This window comes from Larkinella insperata (assembly GCF_026248825.1).
GTDB classification, from domain to species: Bacteria; Bacteroidota; Bacteroidia; order Cytophagales; family Spirosomataceae; genus Larkinella; species Larkinella insperata.
The window spans coordinates 3,552,708-3,576,260 of the sequence record NZ_CP110973.1; the positions used below are offsets into that span (position 1 = coordinate 3,552,708).

The window sequence follows — 23,553 nt, forward strand, 5'->3', positions numbered from 1 at the left end:
TTGCACATTCATGAAACGGAATTATTTGTTTGTTGCCCTGCTCAGCCTGACGCTGGGGAGCTGTAAAGAGGAATTTCTGGCATTATCGCCAATTTCGCAGGCTAGCACCACTACCTTCTACAAAACCGGTGCTGATCTGCTGAATGCCCTGAACGGTGCGTACGGAGCGCTCCAGCTGAACGGACAGTACGGCCAGTTTTACGTCGTGTCGGAAGTACCCTCGGACGACACGCGGCCGGTGTTGTCGGGGTCGGTTACGGATCAGGACGAATTCGACAAGTTTTACCTGCGAACCACCAACCCGTATCTGGCCACCCGCTGGAGCGACGGTTACAAGGGAATTTACCGCTGCAATGCCATCATTGACCGGAGCGCGGGCGTGACGATGGACGAAGCCCTGAAAAGCCGGATTCTGGGAGAAGCCAAATTTTTGCGGGCGCTGATGTATTTCAACCTCGTGCGCGTTTTTGGCGATGTGCCGCTGGTTGTTAAGGAAATCATTGACCCACAGGAAGGCTACGAATACAGCCGGACACCGGTGGCGGATATCTACGCGCAGATTATCAAGGATTTGACGGAGGCCGAAGCCGCGCTGCCGGCAACCTACACCGGAACCAACGTGGGCCGGGCTACGAGCGGAGCCGCCAAGTCGTTGCTGGGGAAAGTGCATCTGACCCGGAAGAATTACCGGGATGCGGCTGGCAAGCTGAAAGAGGTGATCGATGCCGGAACGTATGAGTTGCTGCCGAGCTACGCCAGTGTTTTCCAGGCGTCGAACAAGAACCACAAAGAGTCGATTTTTGATGTGCAGTACAAAAAGGGCAGCATCGGCGAGGGCAGCAACTTCGCCAACCAGTACGCGCCGGAAAACTCGGGGAATGCGGTCATTCAGTTCGGGGGCGCGGGTAACAACCAGCCGACGCCGGACCTGATTGCGGCTTACGAGCCGGGTGATCTGCGGAAGGATGTTTCACTGGCAACCAGTTATACGAATACCAGCGGAGCCAAAATAGACTATAATTTCGTTCGGAAATACCGCGACGCCCCCGTGGTGAACAACGACTCAGAAGACAACTGGCCGGTGTTGCGCTACGCCGATGTGCTGCTGATGTACGCCGAAGCTCTGAACGAAACTGGAAATACCGCCGACGCCCTGCCGTATTTGAATCGCATCCGGACGCGGGCCGGACTGGCGGCCAAAACCGCTGCCGAGGTCGGTACGCAGGCTGCCATGCGGATGACACTGGAGCAGGAACGGCGCGTCGAACTGGCGTTTGAAGGCCACCGGTGGTTCGATCTGGTCCGGACGGGCCGGGCGCTGCCCATCCTGCAGGCCAAGGCGACCGCCATCGGTATCAAAACCAATTTAACCGAAAACAACCTGGTATTCCCGATTCCGCAGAGCCAGATCGACATCAATCGGTCGAAGATCACGCAGAACCAGGGGTATTAACTAAGAACGACAAAGGAGCAGAGACGTGAGACAAGAGATCAAACTCCTTTTTCTCACGTCTCTGCTCCTTTACTCTTCAAAGGCTAATTTTCGGAGCATATCGACCGTCACGTAGTCCAGGGCCCGTTCGTGGGTGCTGGCCAGCAGAATGGGTGGTGCCACGCCCGCTTCGTAGGCTTCCCGCCAGCGCAGGATGTGCAGACACCAGCGGTCGCCGGGTTTCAGACCGGGGAAGCGCAGTTCGGGGCGCGGGGTGATCAGGTCGTTGCCCCGTCGGCGCGAAAATTCCAGAAATTGCTGGGTAACAATCGCGCAGACGAGATGATGTCCCTGATCCTCTTCGTCCGTGCGGCAGAAACCGTCGCGGAAAAAACCGGTCATTGGTCTGGTGCAGCAACATTCCAGCGAAGTACCATTGACATTCAGGGCAGCCATAAACAAAATCGGGGTGATACGGCACCCAAGTTAGCGGATAACGGCTTTGATCACAACCGGTTGGTGGTCGGATGGATACCGTTGTTCCTTCGCATCGGTCAAAACACCGTATTTCAGCACGTCAATGCCTTTTTTGACGAAAATGTAATCGATGCGATTTTTCATCGGCGCATCAAATTTAAAGCTGTTAAATGTGCCTTCAGGACCGTAGGGCGGGTTTTTCGTTACATCGTGTGCATCGCCCAGCAGCGTTTTGATGGTCTGAATCTGCTCGGTCTCCGGTGTTGAGTTGAAGTCGCCGACCAGCACCACGGGTTCATCCTTGGCAATTTCCTTGATTTTCTGCACCATTAGCTTACCCGACTGCCGACGCGCTTCGACGCCCTGGTGATCAAAGTGAACGCTGAAAAAGTAGAATTTCTTTTTGGTTGTCAGATCCTGAAAATAAGCCCACGAACAGATGCGGTTGCAGCAGGTCGCATCCCAGCCTTTGCCGGGTTTGTCGGGCGTTTCGCTCAGCCAGAAGTCGCCGGACTTCAAGACTTTGAAACGATCTTTTTTGTAGAAAATCGCCGAGTGCTCACCGGCCTGTTTACCGTCGTCGCGGCCCGCGCCCAGAAAGGCAAACTCGTTCAGCTCGGCAATATCATCGAGTTGGCCGCGGAAGCCTTCCTGCGTGCCGAACAGATCAAATTCGTGAAAGCGAATCAGGGCCTTGACATTTTCTTTACGGTTGGGCCAGGCGTTGATTCCATCGTTTTGGGTGTTCATCCGCAGGTTATAGGTGGCAATGGTAATGGGGGTGTCTTTTTGGGAAAAGGATTCCTGGGTCATTAAAATGCTACAAAGCAGGATTAGGATGGTCAGTTTCATGTGATTTTGGTTAGATTGAAAAATTGTATCGCGGAGGTAAGCAGCGCTAAAAAGAGTTGAGCAGAGGCTCCGCTTAACTCTTTTTAGCGCTGCTTACCTCCGCGAAATAAGGCAGCTTTTACCATCCCGGATTCTGGCCCAGCTCCTGATTCTGCAGCCGGTCGTTTTCGGGAATGGGGTAGAGGTAAAATTTATCGTTCCATTTGCGTGGAATGTTGCTCAGCCAGGTCAGTTCGCCGGACGTATCGTTCGACAACCGCTGCGGATTCGGAACGCCGTTGACGGTTTCGGCCACGTTGATGTACGTTACTCCCGCCAGTTGCGTCGCCGGTTTCACTTTGTAAAACACCACGTCGTTTTTGCCGTCTTCGTTCAAATCCAGCGGAGTGTCGAGCGCCGGAACGTAGAAACCGTTCCAGACCTGCTCCATCAACTCCCCACGTTTCCAACGAATCAGATCCGGGAACCGGAATCCTTCCAGCGCCAGTTCAATGCCCCGTTCGCGCCGGATTTCGAGCAGCGACGGATCGGCGATACCCGGAAAATAAGTGGCTTGCAGGTAGGGATCAACCACCGCGGGCCGGGCCGTCAGACCGCCCGTGATTCCGGCCCGTTTCCGCAACGCACCGATCGTTTGCGCCCAGTCGGCGTCGGTAAAGGTACCTAACTCGGCTTTAGCTTCCGCGTAGTTCAGCAAAATTTCGGCGTAGCGCATGATCGAGATGGAGTTGTCGTTGCGGCTGCCACCGTCGTAAAATGTGTCGTCCAGCGTCCATTTGATCGGCTGATAGCCGGTGTAGGTGTACGAGAAAACCGGGGGAGCGGGCTCGGCTACCCCGCCGTTCACCCGGCTATAGCCGGGCGTCCGGATGGTTTGCGAAAGCCGTTTGTCGCGTCCTTTCACTTCCTCTACAAACGTGAGGGTTTTGTAACCGGGTTTGCTGGTAAACGGCGTGCCATCGCTGTTCAGGTAGGTGTTCACAAACGTGCGGGTGAGGCTCACGCGGGCGCCGTACGTGGCGCTGGTCCACCACCAGTTGGCGTCGTTGAACACGCTCAGGGCTGGATCAACAACCGACGACAGCATGATTTCGTTGGTGATCGGTGTCTTGTTGATAAACAATTGGCGGTAGGATTTGTCGGTTCCGCCCGCTTCGTAGAGCGAGAAACCGCCTTCTTTCATCACCGCTTCGGAGGCTGTTACGGCTTCGGTCAGCCACTTGGCGGCCGTCCCTTCGAGTTTGTAGGAGGTGTGGTATTTCCGGAACGTGCCTTCAAACAAGCAAATCCGGGATTTGAAACCTTGGGCAACGGCTTTGGTGATCAGCGTACGCGAGTTGTCGGAGGTGGTCCGGATGTTCTGGGTGGCGTAATTCAGGTCGGCCAGCACCGAGTCCATCACCATCACGCGGGAGTCCCGTCCTCGGTACAAATCCTGGTCCGTTACGGTCATCGCTTTGTTGATCCAGGGCACATCGCCAAACCGTTTGACTTTATCGAAGTAGAACAGCGCCCGGAAAAACCGCGCCAGACCGATGTAATGCCGCCGGACCTCCACCGGAACCGCCGGGTTGGTCGTGTTTTCGATGAAATAGTTAATATTCCGCAATGCACGCCAGTCCCAACCCGAGCTTTGTCGGGGGCCGTAAGCCCCTTCCCGAATGAAATCCGGCACCTGCGTCCGGGCGGCAAAATCCGCCATTTCGTCGCTGCGGATAACGGTGTTGGCCGTTGGCAGAATGCTGAAATCCGGGTTCGTCAGGTTGTCGTAAAACGAGTTGGCGTACAGTTCCAGCCCTTTCTCACTGCTGAAAACGGCGTCCTTGGTGGCCGTAGATTCGGGCACCTGCTCCAGTTCACTACAGCCGGCAAAAAACAGACCGGCCAGCAAAATTCCTATATGTTGTACTTTCATGGTGTTCCTAAAAGCGATTAAAAGGTTACGGAAAGGCCCATCGTGAAGCTTTTCAGAATCGGGTAATTATGGCCGTTTCCGCTCGAGCCGTTGGTCAGCACCCGGTCAGATTCGGTGGCACTTTCCACGTCCAGATCCCGCGTCAGTTTGTAGAGCGACGCCAGCGTCCAGATGTTTTCGGCCGACACAAACACCCGGGCGCTGTTCATGCCCGCCTTGCTAATCAGCAGTTTCGGCAGGTTGTAGCCCAGTTGGATGTTTTTCAACCGCATGTACGCCAGGCTTTGCAGGTATTTCGTCTGCGCCTGTGCCAGCTCACCCGCACCGTTCTGGGCTACGTAGCCACGGTAGCGAGGCAGGTAAGCGTTCGGATTTTCGGGCGACCAGATGTTGTCCAGGTGCCAGGTCGGCAGGCGGTTGTAGGGGCGGTTGTACTGCCCCCAGAACGTCCCGGCTTCGGCACCGGGCCACCAGTCCTGCTTGCCCACGCCCTGAAAAAAGGCCGAGAAGAAGAAGCTGTTCCAGTCGGCATTGAGCATGATGCCGTACGTGTAACGGGGCGTCGAGTTACCGATCACCCGGCGGTCGCCCGGATTATCGACGGTATTGTCGCCGTTGTTGATCACACCGTCGCCGTTAATATCCCGGAATTTGATGTCGCCCGGCAGCCATTGGCCGGTGCTCGATGCCCGGAATAAGGTTTGCTTGGCCGAATTCTTAATGTCTTCTTCCGAGGTAAAGAAGCCGTCGGTGGTGTAACCCCAGATTTCACCCACGGTCTGACCGGCGTAATAATCCGTCAACCGCCGGTACGGGTTGTTGAACTTGTCGATCCGGGCGGTGTAATCCGCCATCGTCAACCGCACTTCGTAGCCGAACGGTTTGCCGCCAAGGTTGGCCTTGTCCCGCCAGGCCAGCACGGCCTCCCAGCCTTTGGTGGTCAGGTCGGCGTAGTTGCCCTTAGGTATGTCGGTTCCAAAGACGGCGGGCAGGGTCATTCCAACCGTAAACATATCGGTCGTTTTACGAATGTAGGCGTCGGCGTTCAGGGTCAGGCGGTTGTTCAGCATACCCAGATCCAGGCCTAGATCGGCGGTGGTGGACGTTTCCCAGGTCAGGCCGTCGGGAATTACGCTCGGCTGACCGGTTTTCTGCGGACGCGTACCGTTCAGGATTCGTCCTGATTGTGAAATGGCAAACTTCTCCTGGAAGGAGTACGAATCAATCGTTCCATTTCCCAGCGAACCGTACGACCCCCGGATTTTCAGGTCAGAAATAATTTTGGGCGATACCTTCCAGAACGGCTCGTTAACCACGCGCCAACCCGCCGATACCGACGGGAAGAACGCATACCGCTGACCCGCCGGGAACTTGGACGAACCATCATACCGGCCGTTTACTTCCAGCAGATACCGGTCTTTGAAGCCGTAGTTCAGGCGGTAAAAACCACCGACGATGGCCCAGATGTCGCTTCCGCCACCCGTCGTAATGGCCTGACCCAGCGCCAGGTTTATGTCATTTGCATCTTCGTAAATCAAGCCGTTCCGAACTACTTCCAGCCGGCGGTAGTTGGACGTTTCGTAGTTGTACCCCACCAGCGCTTTCACGTAATGGTTCTGGTTGATCTTGGGTTCGTACTCGGCGTAGAGGTTGGTGGCCGTGTAGAGCGTCTCGCGGTAAATGTTTTGCAGGTCGTTGGTGTTCGTTCCCACGTATTCAATCACGCCCGGTTTGCGGCTGTAGGGCACCGGCACCCGCCGACGGTATTCGTTGTTATCGGTCGTTTGAAACGTAAAGTTACCGTTGATCCGAAACTGGTTATCGAAGAAATTGGTCGTAAAATCAGCGGTGTTCCGAAAAACGCGCCGGTCCATGTCGATGCCGTTCTTGCCGTACCAGAAATCGCCCACGGTGTAAGCGGCTGAGTACGACAGCGTTCCGTCCGGGTTGAACATCGGCGACATGTTATGGCCTTCGTCCGAGATGTTCCGCCAGATGCTACCGCCTTCACCGACGTTCAGCGGGTTGTGGTATTTCAGGGACGAAAAATCGGCGTTGTTACCAACCTTCAGCCACGGAAATACCTGCACCGACCCTTTGGCGCGCAAGCTCAGGATGTTGTAATCGTCGGAATTGTAGCGAAATAAACCGTTCTGCGCGTAATACCGTCCGGTTACGTAAAAATCCGCCTTTCCGCTGCTGCCCGATACCGAGAGGTTGTGCTCCGTTGCGCTGGTCCGGTTTTTATACAACTCCTTGTACCAGTCGGTGTTGTGGTAATAAACGTATTCGCCGGTGGCCGGATCAATGTCCGTTTTGGGCAGGCTGGGATCGTTGTTCCGTCGTTCAAACTCCGCCAGGTAAGCCGGAGAAAACCGCACGGTTTTGTTGACGTTCTGGGGCGTTTGTGAGTAATCGTTCCAGGCCGACCAGCCCTCGTTGAACATTTTGGCAAACGTGTACCCGTTGGTCACAAAATCCGGCACTGTCGTGGGGCTTTTGATGGAATGGTTCAGCGAATACGTAACGCTGGTCCGGTCTTTCGTCGGGTTTTTGGTCGTGATCAGCACCACCCCGAACGCGCCCCGTGCTCCATAGATGGCCGCCGAAGCTGCGTCTTTCAGCACCGATACCGAGGCCACATCGTTGGGGTTCAAACGGCTGGGGTCGCCCTCCACACCATCGATCAGCACCAGGGCGTTCCCGCCCTGACCAATCGAGGTAGTACCCCGGATGTTATACGACGGGGATTGAATGGGTTTTCCGTCGCCCATCCGCAGGTTCAGGTTGGGGATGGTGCCCTGCAATCCCTGCGTCAGGTTGGGCAGCGAACGGTTGTCGAGCACCTCACTCGTGATCTGATCAACCGCGCCGGTCAGGTTTACTTTTTTCTGCGTTCCGTACCCCACCACCACAATTTCACTCAACGTTTTGGTGTCTGGTTTCAGGGAAACCGTCAAGCTCGTGCGGTTGCCCACCACAACCTCCTGCGGTTCGTAGCCCACAAAGCTAAAAACCAGCACGGCATCGGTAGAAGGTACCACCAGCCGGTAAGCACCGTCGGCGTCGGTGGTGGTTCCCCTGGAAGAGCCTTTCAAGATAACGCTGACCCCGGGCAGGGCGCCACCTTTTTCGCTGTCGACGACGCGACCTTCGATGCTGACGTCCGCGACGGCGGTTTTTGCATCGGTCGGTTGCCTGCCGCTAGCGAATGTCTGGCCGTAGCCTGTAACCTGATCGCAGGTCAGCAGGAAAGCCAGAAAACACGCGTTTCGTACGAGTTTTTTCATAGAAAACTTGGATAACTAATTGGGTTATTAGACACTAGGACAGACCACGATGGGCTTGTCTTGATAAAATAAAGCAAGGGGTTGTCGGGATTATTTTACTGTATTCGGAGCGGCTTATTTTACTGAAAAAATTCAACGTTCGGTTCTTGAGCGCGTTACACATTCATTTTTGTCCACATTTCGGTGGAAAATAATCAACTGCCTTCCTAGTTAGTATTGAATTCGGCCAGTCTCGTAGTAATTGGTGGCCACTGGCGATTGCTCCGGCGGAGCAGGATCGGGTGTTAGGAATTGAACTGCGAAGAAACAGGATTGGCGGCTTTTTCGGACGCTGAGGCAGGTTAAGAAATTGTGATTTTAATCGGGAGAATAATGAAGAAAAGTTTACTTGACATTTTGACGGATTGACTGGCCGGAGTACTTACTGCCGGTTTTTGGAGTCGATGAGGATGGTCACCGGGCCGTCGTTCAGCAAGGAGACTTTCATGTCAGCCCCGAATTCACCGGTTTCGATTGGTTTGCCCAAATCCGCCGAAAGCTGCTGGATCATTTGTTCGTAGAGGGGAACGGCCACCTCGGGCCGGGCGGCTTCGATGAACGACGGGCGGTTGCCTTTTTTGGTACTGGCGTGCAGCGTAAACTGGCTAATGAGCAGAATAGAGCCGTCGACGGCTTTCAGGTCCAGGTTCATTTTGCCTTCCGCATCGCCGAAAATCCGCATGCCAACAATTTTTTTGCTGAGCCAGTCGAGGTCTTCGCGCGTATCCTCGTGAGTGATGCCCAGCAGAATGAGAAAACCAGTGCCAATCTGGCCTTTTACGTGTCCGTCGATGGTGACGGAGGCTTCGGAAACGCGTTGAATAACTGCAATCACGGGTCAAATACTAAGGAGTAAACTGGCAATGAGAAAATAAACGCCGATACCGATCAGGTCGTTAACGGTTGTGATAAACGGGCCGGAGGCAATTGCGGGGTTAATCCCAAACTGATTCAGGACGATGGGCGTGATGGTACCCATAAACGACGCCAGCAGGACCACGGTAAGCAGGGCCAGCGAAACCACCGGTACCAGCCGCGGTTCACCGATCAGCAGGCAGTATGAACCGGCCAGCGAGCCGATGATTAACCCGTTGATGAGGGCCACCAGCACCATTTTAGCCAGCCGCTGACCCACCGTTGCGCTCAGCCCCGACTTTTCGGCCAGGCTCTGCACGATCAGCGAAGCGGTCTGAATGCCGACGTTGCCGCCGGTGGAACCGATGATCGGAATGAAAGCCGCCAGGGCGGCAATTTTGCTCAACTGGGCGTTGAACGTGTTAATAACCGTTGCGGCCAGCAAACTGCCGACGGCCCCGGCAATCAGCCACGGCAACCGGGCTCCGACGAGCTTCCAGATGGTATCGTCTTCCTCTTCGACATCGCCCGTGATACCGGTAATGGCCTGGATGTCAAGCTCGGCCTGTTCGGTGATTACGTCCACCACGTCGTCAATGGTGATCTGGCCCAAGAGCCGTCCCTGCACATTAACCACCGGTACGGCTTCGAGGTCATACCGTTGCATTACTTCGGCCACCTCCTGAACGGGGCGGTAGGTTTCCACAAAAATGACGTCCTCCTCGTAGATGTCGGCAATTTTGGCGGCTTTGCGCGCCAGCACGATTTTCTTCAGCGACACCCGACCCACGAGCTTTTCCCCGTCGTCGACCACATAAACCGAATAGACGTTCTCCACATTTTCGGCCTGCTGCCGGATTTCCTCCACGCACTGGGTAACGGTCAGGTTGAGGTTGATCTTGATGAGCTCTTTTTGCATCAATCCCCCGGCAACATCTTCGTCGTAGTGCAGCAGATCAAGGATAAACCGGGCCTGTTCGCGGTCGGTCAGCAGGGCGATAACTTCCTCGCGGGTCTGAATGGGCTGTTCATTCAGCAGGTCCACGGCATCATCCGAATCCATTTCATCGACGTACTGCGCCAGTTCTCCGGAGGTGAAACTTTGCAGAAACTCCCGCCGGTCAATGACTTCCAGGTTGGCCAGGATTTCGGCTCCCACTTTCTTATCGAGCAACGCCAGCAGATACCGGGCTGATTCGGTATCCAATTCGTAGAGAATTCCGGAGATATCGGCCGGATACAGCTCTTCCATCTCCGTCCGCAACGTCGCGTCGTCGTGCGTGTCGATGGCCGTCTGAATGTGCTCTACGTATTCTTTGGTAAGCTCGAACGTCATGTATGGCAAGAGTGAATGATGGACGATGAATAGACCGATTGCTTATTTCATCGTCTCCTGTTCATCATTCATCAGTAACGTTAATTGAACAAATTCCGCCACGCCCAGCTGTTCGGCCCGTTTGTCGAGCAGCGGGTGAGAGAGCAGGCTTTCCGGCGGATTTAGCGGTTTCAGCGCGTTCCGGAGCGTTTTCCGGCGGTTGTTGAAACCCTGTTTGACGACCTGCTTAAATTTCTTTTCGTCGCAGGGCAGGGCCACCACGCTGTTCCGGCGCAGGCTGATAACGCCCGACTGCACATTGGGCGGGGGCGAAAAAACGCTGGCGTCGACCGTGAATTCGTATTTGATGTCGTAGTACGCCTGCAGTAAAACGCTCAGAATGCCGTAATCCTTGTTACCAGGGGGCGAAGCAATCCGCTGCGCTACTTCCCGTTGCAGCATACAAACGACTTCCGGGACCTGCTGGCGGTATTCTAATACTTTAAATAGAATTTGCGACGAAATGTTATACGGGAAGTTGCCAATAATGGCCAGCGGCTCCAAAAACTGGGTCGACAGGTCCATTCTGAGGAAATCGCCTTCCAGGATGCGACCGTGCAGCGCTGGAAAGTGGGCGTTCAGGTAAACAATCGATTCGGTGTCGATTTCGACGACGTGGGTGGTGTAGGGCAGACCGTCTTTCAGCAGGTACTGCGTCAGAACGCCCATACCGGGTCCGATTTCCAGAACGGTTTTGTAGCCGTTGTGACCGGTTAGCAGTCCGGCGATGCGTTCGGCAATGCTGAGGTCTTTTAAAAAATGCTGACCCAGGTGTTTTTTGGCCCGGACGGCATCGTCGCGGCCGGGTGCCGACCGGTCGGGTTTGGTTGATTTTGATTTTTTTCCGTAAGAACGATCAGACATATATCCACCATTTTGAGTTACAAAGGTACGCTTACCAAGTGATGAACGGTATAAAATCCGGTGGCATTTGCTGGGAGATTTGGTTAATTTTACGGCTTTCGGGTCGATCCGTCATTAATTCATGCAGAAGGGCGTTATTCATTACGATGAGTTGACCGAATGCGGGCTGTTTAAAGATGCCAGCGGCCAAATCTATGTGTTCCGGAAAGGTGACCCGGTTTATCAGCGGGTGTGGACGGATCCAACGCCGGAAAAACCGTTGGTTGCCGCCCCCTCCAGAACCGAGCCCGGCCCCGCCCGGCCCGCTGTGATGGCCGGGAAACCGTTGCTGGCAACCCCGCAATCCCGTTCTGCCGTACTGCGGACGAGCCGGTTGAAGTTTCTGAACTGGGCGGGCATGGCATTGTCCGGACTGGCTCTGCTGTTGCTGATCAACATCGGGGGCGAACCCCGTAAAGACGGTATGGGCACGAATCCAAAGCTCATCGAATCGATTTGGGCCGTTGCCGCCGGGGGGTTGCTGCTGGTTCAACTGATTTATTTCAGCATTGGGGCCGCCCGATCACGAATACGTACGAATTACTGGGGAATTGTCGTTTGTACAGTATTTGCCAGTTTGCTCATGCAGGGTTGCGAAAACTACCAGGCCGACCGGGTGGCCGACGTTTACACCATCATACTGGGCATTCTGTTGATAGTCGTTTATTTGCTGCCGAGGCAGAAAAATGGATGACAGTATTCCTTATTTATAGTTAACTACCGGAAGCGGCTGCGGTAAGCTTGCTTCCCGATACAAAATATACGACGCACACAACGAATGAATCAGTCATCTTTCCGGGCCAACGGCCTGTTTTTTTTAGTACTTCTTCTGCTGTTCCAGGGGTGTGGCCGAAAAGAGAAAAAAGCCGAGAAACAACCCGAAACCAAACCCGCGGGCATTAGCAACATCCTGTTTTTCATGGAAACGTCGGCCAGCATGGGCGGCTACCTGAAAGGAGAAACCAACTTCAAAGTGGCTGTATCCGAACTGGTCACCAAAATGAATCAGGTGGCCCCGGTTGAAGTATGGACCATTGCCGGAAAGCCGCAGCCATTTGTCGGAGGCTACAATCAGTTTGTAGTAAACCTGGCGACAACGCCCCTGGCCAACGAACGGAGTTCGGAACTGCACAAAATCTTCAAGCAGGTAGGGGAGAAGGCCAAAGGAAATACCGTTGCGCTGCTGGTGTCGGACTGTATCCTTTCGTTTCCGGATGCCGAAATCAAAAAGAACCCCGAAATCAACCGTCAAAACGCGGAAAGCGTCCTGAAAAGCCAGGTGAACGACCAGTTTGCGGCCCTGAAAAAACAGGGCGTCAGCGCGACGGTTTTTGCCTACAGCTCCGGTTTCAACGGTACCTACTACGACTACCAGAACAACAAACACAAACTGACGGGCGAATCCCGGCCGTTTTACGTCTGGGTCATCGGCAAACAGGAATTGGTGGCCGATCTGAACCAGAAACTGAATGAAATGCTCATCACCAAACCCGCCAAACAACTGGATTTCGGCGCCAGCGGTGCGCTGAAGCAATACGATCTGTTCTTTTCCCTCAACAAAAAAGGCAACTGGCGGGCCGAGAAAGCGGGTATTTCCGAACTAGCGGTCAAACCCGCTAAACCGGCTGAATTTGCGGTGGGCGTTAACCTGGGCGCTTTGCCGACCTACGCGCAGGCCGAGGATTACATCCGGAAAAATCTGGCAGTAACGTCGTCCAACGCGACTGTCAAGCTGGTCAATGTTCAGAAGAAAGAAAAGGTGCCGACCGAACGCATCAAAGAGCGGGAATTGAAGCTGCTCAACCAGAACTCGCACGTTCTGACGTTCCGGGTCGAAAATCTTTATGATGAAAAAGCCGATGTAGCTGTTAAATTGCCGGTCCGATTCGACGACTGGTACGCCACCGGCTGGTCGACGATGGACGACCGGACGCCTTCGAGCCGGTTCAACAAAACCTTTGCGCTGGTCCACCTGATGAACGGTGTCAAGGAAGCCTACCAGTCGTCGGCCAACGATTTTCTGGTCCTGAATCTTACGTTGGAAAAATAAAATACCTCAATCCTGAAGGAGTCTGGCGGTGTACGTGCCGGTACCTTCGGGGGTGAAATGCAAACAAATACTAACCGCTACCCCAATGTTTGTAAACCTCTATGAACTCTGGCTGGGCCAGAACAACGACCCCATCTACGCTGACGAAATTTTTACCCCGGTTGGGCTCATTACGCTCTTATTCTCACTAGCGTTAGCGGCATTATTCTACCTGATTCTGGGCCGTTGGAAATCTGTTTTTTACCGTACGTCTCACTGGATCATCACGCTGGTCGTCGCCGGTATTTTCGGATACGCCTACGCGCTCTGGTACGCTCTGGACGCAACCGATGCGGAAGAGACCGATAGCTACATGCAGGGCTTTGGCGGAGTAAACTTATTGTATGCTCTAATTTACTTCTTTGTTTTTTCGTTACTCCTGAAGCGGTTTTCCATTTTTGCGAAACGAACTCCTTTCTGAACCCGGATTACCCAGAGTAAAGAAGTAACGGAACGTATCCGCACCGGAACGGCCCCGAATCAAGGATTCGCTACGAGATTCCGCGGTTTGTCAAATTCCGGTTAATTCTTTAATCCTGCCGCATCCCGGTTCCAGACTAGATCTGTCTATGAAACTATTTCTCTTCGGTATTGGCGGGACGGGCGCCCGCGTCCTTCGCTCGCTGACGATGTTACTGGCGGCTGGCGCCAAAGCCCCCGCGGATCTGACCATCATCCCCATTCTGCTTGACATGGACATGCAGAACGGGGACACGGAACGGGCGCTGCGGGAAGTTGAACTCTACCGCGCGATCCGCCGGGCGGCTTACAAAGACACGGCGGCCAGCCAGGGCGCACAGACCGAACGGCGGACGTTTTTTGCTACGCCCCTGCAACCGCTTGGTACGCTCCAGGCCGAAAATGCGCAGGAAAAAATCGGGGACTCGGTGCTGCCCAAGCTCACCGACCACGAAGGAACGTTTGAGGAGTTTCTGAGCGTCAGCAACATGGATGATATTGACCGGGAACTGCTCAAGCTGCTCTACGACAATTCGGCCAAGCCAACCAGCGCGGAACTGAAACTCAATCTGTCCGTCGGTTTTAAGGGCAATCCCAACATTGGCTCGGTGGTATTTAACGCGCTGGAAGATTCGGCGGTGTACAAATATTTTACCGGCGCTTTCAACGACCAGACCGACCGGATTTTCCTGATCAGTTCCATTTTTGGCGGAACCGGTTCGGCGGGTTTCCCGCAACTGGTCAAGCTGCTGCAGCACCCGAGCCAGAAAATCCAGATCCGCAACGCCAGGAAAGGGGCCGTCACGGTGATGCCGTATTTTGCGCTGGAGGAAAACAGCCAGAGCGCCATTGACCAGAACCGTTTCCTGTCGAAAACAAAGGCTGCGCTGTCGTACTACCAGACGCAGGTAAACCTGGACGCACTTTATTACATCGGCGACCGGCCCGGCAGCAAACTGTACCCGAACGTGGAGGGGGGAGCTAAGCAGACCAACAACGCCCACGTGGTGGAAATGCTGGCGGCTGCGTCCATTTTGGATTTTGCCAACAAACCCGAGGGCGAGTTCGGTGATGCCAAACGGTATTTTGAATACGGTCTGAAGCGCAACGACCGCACGCTCGACCTGCCGCATTTTTACGACCAGACCTACAACGGGCTGTTTGAACCCCTCATTCGGTTTGCCTACGCGGCCAAATTCTTCACCGACTTCGTGCCGAACAACCTGGGGGAAGCTTTTTCCAAAAACCTGGCGCTCTCGCAGAACCTCAGAACAAACACGTTCTACACCTCGCTGGACAATTTCATGACGCACCATTTCAAGACCTGGCTTAGCGAGATGGCGCAGAACGACCGGGCTTTTTATCCGTTCGATATGCAGAACGATTTCAACGCGATGGTGCGCTCGAAGCGGATCGAAACCGGGTTTTTCGACAAAGGAATCAGCGAGAAATTCCTGCGCGATCAGGCCGGGAGAACTGAGAATTCGCTCCAGGCGGCCTTCCCGGAACCGGAAAAGCGGTTTATGCAACTGCTCATCGAAGTAGCCGAAAAGTGCCGCGAAAAACTCGGCCCGCTGAACCGGCAACTGTCGGATGCTGCTGTTTAAGTTATTTCACAGATTTAGCGGAGATCATCCGAGTGTATCAGAGACTCCGCTTAGCCCTGATTCCCTCTGATAAACGCTGCGAAATAGTATTTTAAATATGCCACATATTCTCAGAATTGATAACGACCCCAACGTCAGCCAGCAGAACCACCAGGACTGGACGGGTTCGCACACGGGGCTGACGGGCAACCGCATCGAACACATTCCTGACACGCTTTCCGGCGCGGCTGGCGGAGCCGCCGGGGCCGCAGCGAAAGCCGGAACGTCGATTCCCTCGCCGTTTGCGCGGCTGTATCTGTTCGATACGGCGTTCCGAATGGTTAAAAACAACCAGAACCCGCGCGAACTGTCGCTGTATCACGTTCTGGTGTCGCACGCGCTCGACATGCTGGAGCTGCTGTTTCAGGCCGGCAACAGCGCCGACCTGACCTACCGGGTCTGGAACCGGGCCGATCGCCTGGATGCGCTGCGTCAGAAGGCCAACAGCTCAACGACCGTCCGGCATGCGCACCAGATTCTGGCCAAGGCGCTGGAGCTGGATTTCCGGAACGAACTCGGCACGATCCAGCAGTTTACGCTCATTTATTACAAGGGGGCCCTGCTCGGCGGCACCTCACCGCTGACGCTGGTTTTTACCTCGCCCAACTGGGAGCAGGAACGGCAGAACAAGTTTATCGATCCGCCCAAAAGCACCACCGGCCGCACCTTATTCCAGAATGAATACATTCCCCTGCAGGACCGCGACACGGCTTTTGTAACCTACCTGCGACGGCTTTACGATCAGTACAAAGATTACCTGCCCGCCAAAAGCGGTTTTGCAGAATTTCTCTACAAGGCGTTTTTTGATAACGCCGTGCAACTGCCGGTAGAAGGAAACACCACGCTGTCGAACTTCGAGCCGATCCAAATCGGGGGCGAAGGTAACTCGACCCTGCAGGTCCTGCCGGGGCTGGCTCTTTACAAGGTGCGCGAAAACGACGTGCTGGACGACATCGAGGAAAACAGCGATTTCGTGATGCAGCCCACAGTTTCGTACTACCAGCAGGAAAGCCGTAACGGAGCACCCACGAACGTTAGAAAACCGCTGGCGCTCGCGTCGCGTATGGACGTGGCCGGGCGGTATGTTAAAAATACCAACTGGAACCCGCAAACGGTTATCCTGCGGTCGATGCTGAACAACCTGAGCGAAGGCGGATTGCTGGCCGAACGCTATTTGCCGGGCGTCGACAATGTACGGTATCCGTTCCTGGCGACCGACGATTTTCTGGAGGATTTCCTGATTCAGGTGCCGTTCAAGATCAATAACAAACGGTTTTTTACGGGAACCATTGGAGAGTGTGAATTCTTGCTGCCGGTGCGGAAGGAATACTTCAACTTCTTCCGGATTGAAGATTTGCAGAAGCAGTTCAGCTTTTCGGCCGAACACCGCGGAACCGATAAAATCATCACGGCCACCCTGCGGATACCGATTCGCAACAACCGCACGATTGAATTTCGGAAGGAATATAACCTGTCGCGTCCGGAAACCGTCGTTGATTTCCGGGCCGGGCTGGCTTTCTTCCCGTTCTACCGCGTGACGGTGCCGGATCTGCAAAACCTCAATCAGTACCACGTCATGCTGGCCGACGTCAGCGATCCAAGCATCGGCTTCCGGGCGCACAATTCGGTCCAGTTTTACGAACTGCCCAACATCATCGCCGGGAAACCGCTCAACGTGCCGACGCCCGAACCGCGCTCACCGAAAGTCAACCCGCTACCGGCTTCGTATTTTTACAAAGTGCCGCAGGCTTTCGACGTGATGGAAATCCGGCTGGAGCGGAACGGTATTCCGTACCGTGGGCTGGTTCTGCCGCTGTTTACGACCATTGCCGAGAAGGGTTACAAAAACTTTACGTTTGCTATCGACTTTGGAACATCCAACACGCACATCGCCTACACCGATGCCGCCATGGGCGACGTGGAACCCAAAGCGCTGACGGTGAGCGATCAGGTGACGGCGCTCGACAAGGACGAACTGCAGATGGTGCTGTTCAACAAACCATATGAGGGCTACGAAGCGCAGACCGTTTACGACAAATACCGGCTTCCGGCCAGCTACGGCGGTATTGTTCCGCTGGACGCCCTGATTCGGCGCGAGTTCATTCCGGCCATCATCGGCAAGGAGTTTGGCTCGCCCTTCTCGTTTCCGCTGCGGACGACGGTATACGAAAAAAGCGGCTTTACGGACAGCGGGAACAACCTGTTTGCCAAGGTCAACCTGGGCTTCAACATTGATCTGGAAGAAGGCAGTACGGGCGTCAACCACTACGTGACGAACCTGAAATGGCTGTTTGAAAACCAGCCCGGCGACACGCTGAACCGGCCGAGGGTGCGGGCTTTCTTTGAAACGTTGTTGTTACTGATCCGCAACAAAGTGATTTTGAATCAGGGTAATGTTCAGCAAACAGCGGTGTCCTGGCTGGCGCCGTCGAGTATGCGGGCTGTTACCGAAGACAACCTGGTGCAGGAGTGGGAGCAGGCTTTCCGGAACGTGTTTGGCACGACGAGCAATTTCCGGTCCCGCCCGGTTCCGGAGTCACTGGCTCCGTATTTCTATCTGGTGAAAAACGGCGTTAAGTCGTTTGCCGATACCGTCAACGTGGATATTGGGGGCGGAACGGCCGATATCATGCTGTTTATGAAGCAGCAGGGCCGTTACCTGAACACCTCATTCCGGTTTGCCGGGTACGACATCTGGGGCGGTGGGCTGGATGAACAGGGCCATCCGTCGCACCGCAAGGACAATGGTTTCGTCAAGAATTACCTGGCCTACCGACGGACGCTCAACCAGGCACCCGCGCGGGAGGACTCCATTCTGGACACCTTCCTGAATAAGCCAGAGCTAACCGCCGAGGACATTGTTAGTTTACTGTTCAAGTACGATAGTCATTTCAAGTTTACACAGTCCATTCAGGACGGCAAACCTGCCCTGCGGATTGTTCTGTACCTGCACTACAGCGCCATTGTCTACCACCTGGTGCAACTGCTCGAGTCGCATCATCTGGCCCTGCCGCGCTACCTGACGTTTACGGGACGGGGAAGTCAGTACCTGGCGATGCTCGGGTCGCGTTCGCGTCTGATCCAGTTTACCAAAATGCTGTTCAAGGCGTACTCCAAGCAACCGATCCCGACGGATTTTGAAGTTCTACTTTCCGACAATCCGAAGGAAACAACGGCCAACGGAGCGGTGCTGTATGAAAACGCCGGGGCCGAAAAAGTCCAGTACGAAAACCGGGAAACGACCAGCTACTGGGGGAATCTGCCCGAAACCGCCGAAGAAGGGCAGGAGCCGCAACCGAATTTTGCCTTTGAATACCGCCGGACGAAAATCGGGGAGGTGAGCCCGCAGCGCGAGTTCCACCACTCGGTGTTGCACAACATGAAGCAGTTTCTGGAACTGACGCTGCTCGACCGCGACATTGCCTATTTCCTGAGCGAATACAACATCCAGACGCCCGAACGGTATGTCGAGTACCTGGTTGGCTCGGATATCACGCGCGGGGGGCGGCTGTACGACAGCTACATGCTGGCGCGGATGGGTTTTGAACAGCGGCCAAACGATGCGCTGGGCGAAACCTACTTCTTTTTGCCGCTCAAACATGCACTCTATGAGTTGTCGAAACACATTGCCGAATCGTAACTATCAACTTACTAACCACCGACTCAACGGATGATTGCTTCCATTACCCGCTGGTGCCTGCTGCTTAGCGTGTTGCTGTTGAACCGACCGGCTTTTGCCCAGACTGATGCCGAATACCGGGTAAACCTCGAGCAGGCTTCCTTTCTGCTTATTAAAACAACGGTTGAGTTTCTGACGACCGACCGGCAGACGTTTCCGAATGTGCAGACGACGCAGTGCGACTGTGACTCGTACGACAGTTTGAAAGCGTTTATCAAACAGAACGATTTGGTTGGAGCGGATAAACTGGTGGACGAATCTCGGCGGAGGGCCGCGCAGCACATTGCCCAGATCAACCAACCCCGGACGGCCTTGAATGAAATTAAAGACTATCTGATTCAGAAAATCGCGTCGGGCAACCGGGAGGAGCGGAAGAATCTGCCCACCTACGCGGCTTTCGAAGCATCTCTGGACGACATCATCAACCGCACGGTTTCTCCCGGAACGGCCACACCGGTATCCCAGAAACCGGCGACGGTTTCGGAGTCGGCGGGGCTGCCCGATACGCTGGAAACGCCCTCCCCACCGATTACCCCCACCCCAACTAATCAATCAAACTGGATTTCTATGGCTGGAATTGCGCTTTTTTTATCCATACTTAGTCTTATTGGCGTTGCTTTTCTAACGTACACCGTATTAAAAAACCAGAAGCCGGACCAGTCGGCGCGGGATATACAATTTGATTCACAACTGGCAAAGCTGGCCGACCGGGTGACGAAGCTGGAGGTCCGTAAAAACCAGCCCAATGAGAGTTTTCAGGTGAATGCGCAACTGGAAGCCCTCGAAAGAGCCGTTCGGCAACTCGAGCAGAACCGGGCCGAGAAACCGGCAGCTCCGCAACCGGCCCCCGCTCCTAAAGTACCGCTCGAACTCGTTCCGGCCGCACCGGCCAGCCCGGATGAATCGGACGCGGCTGCGCGTCCGATGAACCGCTACCGTACCCCGTCCGTTGAAGCTCCTAAACCGACGGTTTTTTACGCACGAACCGCCGATCTGGGCGACGGTTTCAGCGCCGGGGGGCTACTGACCAAGCCTGAGCGGGACACGGTTTTCGACATCGTCCTGGAAAGTGATACCCAGGCAACTTACCAGATTTCGGAAAACCCGGATGCCCAGCGGCTGGCGTTGAGCGACCCGTATTCGTACCTCAATGATGCCTGCGAGTACCTGACGCAGCCCAACCCAACGAGCCGGATTCGTACGGAGCAGGTTGGCCGGCTGAGCTTGCAGGGTGATAAGTGGAAGATTAGCGAGAAAGCGAAAATTCGATTTATTTCGTAATTTAAGAGCCAGCCGGGGTTTACGTAAACCCCGTCGATGGAGAGTAGGAACATTTTGACCGCTAATGATTGCATAACCGGTCTCCTATGTATCTGGATAGGCAGTTACTGGTAACATGACACTGGAAGAATTACGGGAGCGTATTAAAAATGAGGTCGTTTTGTACGAAGGCGAACTGGCCGACTGGCAATGGCGCCAGAAAGGGCTGGTAGAAGAAGCCAACGAACTCGGTATTAGTGATTTTACCCGGCTGGTCAATGACATAAGCCGTCAGCTAAACCGTGATTTTGGCAAGATTCTCGATCTCAAAAAGAAAATTGTTACGATTGCTCTCCAGCAACAGAAGAAACTCTCCGAAGCCGATATCAACCAGTTTGTGGCCGAAGCCGAACGGATTCAGCTCTCCCGCCCGTTTGTAACGGAGCAATGGATACCAACCATTCTGGAGGCCCTTCCCGCGGTGCCGGAAGCCGAACATCCGGTCAAGCCGGAGCCCAGTGCCGCTCCCGTAGCGCCCAGCCCGGCCGCTGCGGAACCGGCGCCGATGCCCGATAGAGTGGAAGCCGTTCGGAAGAAGATCAAGAGCATTCTGGACGATTACGACAAGCATATTCAGGCGCAAAGCCTGAAGTTTCTGTTTAAAGCCGTCGATTACGATGAAGCGGCTCTGGCGGAGGAAATCCGGCGCTATCTATCGGATAACTATTACGCTTCCGTCAACCCGCCCCGGGGTGATACGCTGAAGGAAAAGCTGATTTCGACGGATTGGCGGCATTTAAGCTGGTGGGAAAAGGAAACGCCCAAAGTCAATCCTGAACCGTCTGCCTACGTCAAAACCCCGACGGGCTACACCCCCGCGCCAAATCCGGCGGTTTCTTCCACTCCTCCGCCCTGGCCACCCACTGCCAAACCGCAAAACGGGCCGCCGGAGCCACCCAAAAAGGGCGGTTTGTCGGATGCTGCACTGATTGGGCTGGCGGTCTTATCGGCGCTGATCCTGATCTGGGTGGTGCTGCGGTTGACGCGCGGTGAAAGCGAAGACGAAAAACCGGTTCGGCAACCCTCTAAAAGCCGGACGAGCCAGCACCGAAGCAGTCGGCACAACAGGAAGGAATCGGCGTCATATGCGGTAGCGAAAACGAAAAAACCGTCAAAAGGGGAGAAAATGGCTTTGGCGGAAACGGAAAATCCGGAAAGTATAGCGTATGGGGAGGACGAGTTCGACGAAGACGAACCGAAATCGGAGAAAAAGTTACAAAAACCGGATTACGATAACGTGGATGACCGGGTTGGCGAATTCGGATTGCGGCCCGCTCAGAAGGGCAAGTTCTGGGGGTATATCAATGACGAGAATACCTGGGTGATCGAGCCGCAATTCGATCTGGCTGCTCCTTTCAATGCGGGAAAAGCCAGTGTTGAGCTGGAAGGAAATCAGTTTTTTATTAATCGGCAGGGTAACCGAATTCGGGAAACTAACTAGTTGAGTATTAATACTCTGTTGAATGCCGCTAAACTCGATTTGGTTCATTGTGTTTGACCGGATTATCAAAAAAAATAAACAGACAGCCACAAGCGGTGTTATATTGACAAGTGCCGCCAATCGGGCCGATAAAAAATTATGAAGACAACCTGACTTTTCGTAACTTTTCGAAGTCTAAAGAAGCGATTATCTCGTCGATTGATACACTTAAAATGATCTACACCGTTAGACAAAGAATTCAAGAAGTTTTTGGCCACTATGATCGTCATGTTCCCGCCGAGGTGATAAAGGGATTGTTTTTAGTTATACCAAACGACGAAACGATCCTGACGCAGGAAATCATGGGATACCTGCTGGAGCATAATTACGAAGCTCTCAAAACCCCGGAAGGCCAATCATTGCGGGAACGCCTGATTTCGACGGACTGGCGTCAGAAAGAAGAAACAAAGTGGGTGCCTGAGCCCCAACCACTGCCTATTGCAACCGATGTTTCGGTTCATCCCGTTGCCATTCCATTGAGTCAATCGAACAAAGTTCTGATTGCATTGGTCATTTTGTTTGTAAGTGTGCTGTTGTGGCTCTGGAAAGGAAAGCTTTCCGCAATTGATAAGAGTTCCGTCAGTGATTCCACCGAATCGCTCTCCAGCGTAGGGAGCACGGCCGTTGCAGGTAAAGAAGTAACCACGCAGTCGAACGCAGCCCTTGTTCAGCGGCCACATTCCGCTTTTCCGGGCGCGGCAACTCCGGTTGCAAAAGAAGCTAGGGGCACAAGCCCGGCTTCAAAAAGCGAAAAGGTTTTGGAAACGTCTTCCGTGAATAAAATCGGTGAGAATAGTGTAGCCAAGCCGTATGACGCGGTGGACGACCGGGTTGGCGATTTTGGTTTACGGGCAGCCCGGAAAGGCAGCAAGTGGGGATATGTCGACCAGAAAGATCAGTGGCACATTGACCCGGTCTACGATGATGTGACTCCATTCCAGAACGGAAAAGCCGTTGTCATGCTGGACGGTCAGCAAATCAGCATCGACCGCGACGGCGTGCGCATCCGGGAAGACGAATGATCACCGTGAGGCCGCGCTGGTGCTGACGGTCAGGTTCTGAAACAGGGTTCCGTCGGTTGTCGAAATAAAGCCAATACCGTTTCCCTGGTATTGCCGGAACTGATAAGGACTGGTCGGAATCTCCCTCCCATTGATGTAAAAGTGAATCTGATCCCCTTTTTTACGAACCGCTAGAGTGTTCTTCATCGAAGAGAGGGGAATACCGGCCGGCACGTAATCGCCCCGCATGTAAATCGTATAGCTGAGTCCGTTAATTACGTATTTAACAGACACTTGATTTTTATTATTGATCCGGAAGTGGCAATAATTTAGCGAATCCTTCACACCAAGCAGCAAACCCGCATCAGGAATGATTCCGCTGGGACCGGCCACGTCGACCTGCACCATAAACGTGTCGACTTTGTTTAAGTTCAGAGTTGATGGCAACGGAATAGAGCTAATTGCCGGGGTTTGAACGTTGGTGGCCTGCTTGCGAATGCGGTACGAATTCTGAAACAGATCGAATGAGTAAGCCCCTCGCTGCCCAATGCGCCAGCGGTTATGGTTATCGCTGAAGTCGTCGGTCAGCAACCGGCTGTTGGTAGCGACCGGACTTTTAGGTTTTATCCGAACGGACACCCACGAACTGGACGCCGAATAAACCCCAACCTGGGCTTGGCTTTCGCTCAGCAAACTGCACAGAATTCCCCAAATGATGGCGAAACGGATCATGATTAATGC

The 23,553-nt window shown here is 54.2% G+C and carries 17 protein-coding genes; 9 read left to right on the forward strand and 8 right to left on the reverse strand.

The window, feature by feature from the left end:
* Window positions 1–10: 10 nt before the first annotated feature.
* Entirely contained in the window at window positions 11–1,453 is a 1,443-nt protein-coding gene (locus OQ371_RS14245; protein ID WP_265988685.1) for a RagB/SusD family nutrient uptake outer membrane protein, read from the forward strand.
* 69 nt (window positions 1,454–1,522) lie between these two features.
* Here OQ371_RS14245 and OQ371_RS14250 read toward each other — a convergent pair whose 3' ends face one another.
* The 7 genes from OQ371_RS14250 to rsmA form a co-directional block, all read right to left on the reverse strand.
* Complete coding sequence (locus OQ371_RS14250; RefSeq protein ID WP_265988687.1) at window positions 1,523–1,888, reverse strand: DUF2237 family protein; 366 nt, start codon at window positions 1,886–1,888, stop codon at window positions 1,523–1,525.
* 30 nt (window positions 1,889–1,918) lie between these two features.
* The gene (locus tag OQ371_RS14255) at window positions 1,919–2,761 is read right to left on the reverse strand and encodes an endonuclease/exonuclease/phosphatase family protein (protein ID WP_265988688.1); all 843 of its coding nucleotides are present in this window, start codon (window positions 2,759–2,761) and stop codon (window positions 1,919–1,921) included.
* A 118-nt stretch (window positions 2,762–2,879) separates the two neighbouring features.
* The gene (locus tag OQ371_RS14260; protein ID WP_265988689.1) at window positions 2,880–4,676 is read right to left on the reverse strand and encodes a RagB/SusD family nutrient uptake outer membrane protein; all 1,797 of its coding nucleotides are present in this window, start codon (window positions 4,674–4,676) and stop codon (window positions 2,880–2,882) included.
* 17 nt (window positions 4,677–4,693) lie between these two features.
* Complete coding sequence (locus tag OQ371_RS14265; RefSeq protein ID WP_265988690.1) at window positions 4,694–7,966, reverse strand: SusC/RagA family TonB-linked outer membrane protein; 3,273 nt, start codon at window positions 7,964–7,966, stop codon at window positions 4,694–4,696.
* Between the two features lie 421 nt (window positions 7,967–8,387).
* Window positions 8,388–8,840 carry a D-aminoacyl-tRNA deacylase gene (gene dtd, locus OQ371_RS14270; protein WP_265988691.1) on the reverse strand — a complete coding sequence of 151 codons (453 nt, stop codon included), beginning with the start codon at window positions 8,838–8,840 and terminating at the stop codon, window positions 8,388–8,390.
* Window positions 8,841–8,843: 3 nt separating this feature from the next.
* On the reverse strand, window positions 8,844–10,196 hold the full coding sequence (gene mgtE / locus OQ371_RS14275) for a magnesium transporter (protein ID WP_265988693.1): 1,353 nt from the start codon (window positions 10,194–10,196) through the stop codon (window positions 8,844–8,846).
* 42 nt (window positions 10,197–10,238) lie between these two features.
* Window positions 10,239–11,099 (reverse strand): 16S rRNA (adenine(1518)-N(6)/adenine(1519)-N(6))-dimethyltransferase RsmA, encoded by an 861-nt coding sequence (rsmA, locus tag OQ371_RS14280; RefSeq protein ID WP_265988694.1) that lies wholly within the window; start codon window positions 11,097–11,099, stop codon window positions 10,239–10,241.
* Between the two features lie 121 nt (window positions 11,100–11,220).
* Here rsmA and OQ371_RS14285 point away from each other — a divergent pair, with 121 nt between their 5' ends.
* From OQ371_RS14285 to OQ371_RS14320, 8 genes are all read left to right on the forward strand, one after another.
* Window positions 11,221–11,832 carry a hypothetical protein gene (locus OQ371_RS14285; protein WP_265988695.1) on the forward strand — a complete coding sequence of 204 codons (612 nt, stop codon included), beginning with the start codon at window positions 11,221–11,223 and terminating at the stop codon, window positions 11,830–11,832.
* 84 nt (window positions 11,833–11,916) lie between these two features.
* The gene (locus OQ371_RS14290) at window positions 11,917–13,188 is read left to right on the forward strand and encodes a hypothetical protein (RefSeq protein WP_265988696.1); all 1,272 of its coding nucleotides are present in this window, start codon (window positions 11,917–11,919) and stop codon (window positions 13,186–13,188) included.
* An 85-nt stretch (window positions 13,189–13,273) separates the two neighbouring features.
* On the forward strand, window positions 13,274–13,648 hold the full coding sequence (locus OQ371_RS14295; protein WP_265988697.1) for a hypothetical protein: 375 nt from the start codon (window positions 13,274–13,276) through the stop codon (window positions 13,646–13,648).
* A 148-nt stretch (window positions 13,649–13,796) separates the two neighbouring features.
* Entirely contained in the window at window positions 13,797–15,293 is a 1,497-nt protein-coding gene (locus OQ371_RS14300) for a hypothetical protein (RefSeq protein WP_265988698.1), read from the forward strand.
* A 97-nt stretch (window positions 15,294–15,390) separates the two neighbouring features.
* Window positions 15,391–18,972 carry a hypothetical protein gene (locus OQ371_RS14305; RefSeq protein WP_265988699.1) on the forward strand — a complete coding sequence of 1,194 codons (3,582 nt, stop codon included), beginning with the start codon at window positions 15,391–15,393 and terminating at the stop codon, window positions 18,970–18,972.
* A 30-nt stretch (window positions 18,973–19,002) separates the two neighbouring features.
* Window positions 19,003–20,292 carry a hypothetical protein gene (locus OQ371_RS14310; RefSeq protein ID WP_265988700.1) on the forward strand — a complete coding sequence of 430 codons (1,290 nt, stop codon included), beginning with the start codon at window positions 19,003–19,005 and terminating at the stop codon, window positions 20,290–20,292.
* 115 nt (window positions 20,293–20,407) lie between these two features.
* Entirely contained in the window at window positions 20,408–21,772 is a 1,365-nt protein-coding gene (locus OQ371_RS14315; RefSeq protein ID WP_265988701.1) for a WG repeat-containing protein, read from the forward strand.
* 293 nt (window positions 21,773–22,065) lie between these two features.
* Window positions 22,066–22,833 (forward strand): WG repeat-containing protein, encoded by a 768-nt coding sequence (locus OQ371_RS14320; protein WP_265988702.1) that lies wholly within the window; start codon window positions 22,066–22,068, stop codon window positions 22,831–22,833.
* Here OQ371_RS14320 and OQ371_RS14325 read toward each other — a convergent pair whose 3' ends face one another.
* Entirely contained in the window at window positions 22,834–23,544 is a 711-nt protein-coding gene (locus tag OQ371_RS14325) for a hypothetical protein (RefSeq protein WP_265988703.1), read from the reverse strand. It abuts the gene before it with no gap.
* Window positions 23,545–23,553 lie beyond the last annotated feature (9 nt).

What these genes read in the sequence shown, in the direction of transcription:
- OQ371_RS14245 (WP_265988685.1), top strand. Translation starts at nt 11, where the DNA reads ATGAAACGGAATTATTTGTTTGTTGCCCTGCTCAGCCTGACGCTGGGG.
- OQ371_RS14250 (WP_265988687.1), bottom strand. Translation starts at nt 1,888, where the DNA reads ATGGCTGCCCTGAATGTCAATGGTACTTCGCTGGAATGTTGCTGCACC.
- OQ371_RS14255 (WP_265988688.1), bottom strand. Translation starts at nt 2,761, where the DNA reads ATGAAACTGACCATCCTAATCCTGCTTTGTAGCATTTTAATGACCCAG.
- OQ371_RS14260 (WP_265988689.1), bottom strand. Translation starts at nt 4,676, where the DNA reads ATGAAAGTACAACATATAGGAATTTTGCTGGCCGGTCTGTTTTTTGCC.
- OQ371_RS14265 (WP_265988690.1), bottom strand. Translation starts at nt 7,966, where the DNA reads ATGAAAAAACTCGTACGAAACGCGTGTTTTCTGGCTTTCCTGCTGACC.
- mgtE (WP_265988693.1), bottom strand. Translation starts at nt 10,196, where the DNA reads ATGACGTTCGAGCTTACCAAAGAATACGTAGAGCACATTCAGACGGCC.
- rsmA (WP_265988694.1), bottom strand. Translation starts at nt 11,099, where the DNA reads ATGTCTGATCGTTCTTACGGAAAAAAATCAAAATCAACCAAACCCGAC.
- OQ371_RS14285 (WP_265988695.1), top strand. Translation starts at nt 11,221, where the DNA reads ATGCAGAAGGGCGTTATTCATTACGATGAGTTGACCGAATGCGGGCTG.
- OQ371_RS14290 (WP_265988696.1), top strand. Translation starts at nt 11,917, where the DNA reads ATGAATCAGTCATCTTTCCGGGCCAACGGCCTGTTTTTTTTAGTACTT.
- OQ371_RS14295 (WP_265988697.1), top strand. Translation starts at nt 13,274, where the DNA reads ATGTTTGTAAACCTCTATGAACTCTGGCTGGGCCAGAACAACGACCCC.
- OQ371_RS14300 (WP_265988698.1), top strand. Translation starts at nt 13,797, where the DNA reads ATGAAACTATTTCTCTTCGGTATTGGCGGGACGGGCGCCCGCGTCCTT.
- OQ371_RS14305 (WP_265988699.1), top strand. Translation starts at nt 15,391, where the DNA reads ATGCCACATATTCTCAGAATTGATAACGACCCCAACGTCAGCCAGCAG.
- OQ371_RS14310 (WP_265988700.1), top strand. Translation starts at nt 19,003, where the DNA reads ATGATTGCTTCCATTACCCGCTGGTGCCTGCTGCTTAGCGTGTTGCTG.
- OQ371_RS14315 (WP_265988701.1), top strand. Translation starts at nt 20,408, where the DNA reads ATGACACTGGAAGAATTACGGGAGCGTATTAAAAATGAGGTCGTTTTG.
- OQ371_RS14325 (WP_265988703.1), bottom strand. Translation starts at nt 23,544, where the DNA reads ATGATCCGTTTCGCCATCATTTGGGGAATTCTGTGCAGTTTGCTGAGC.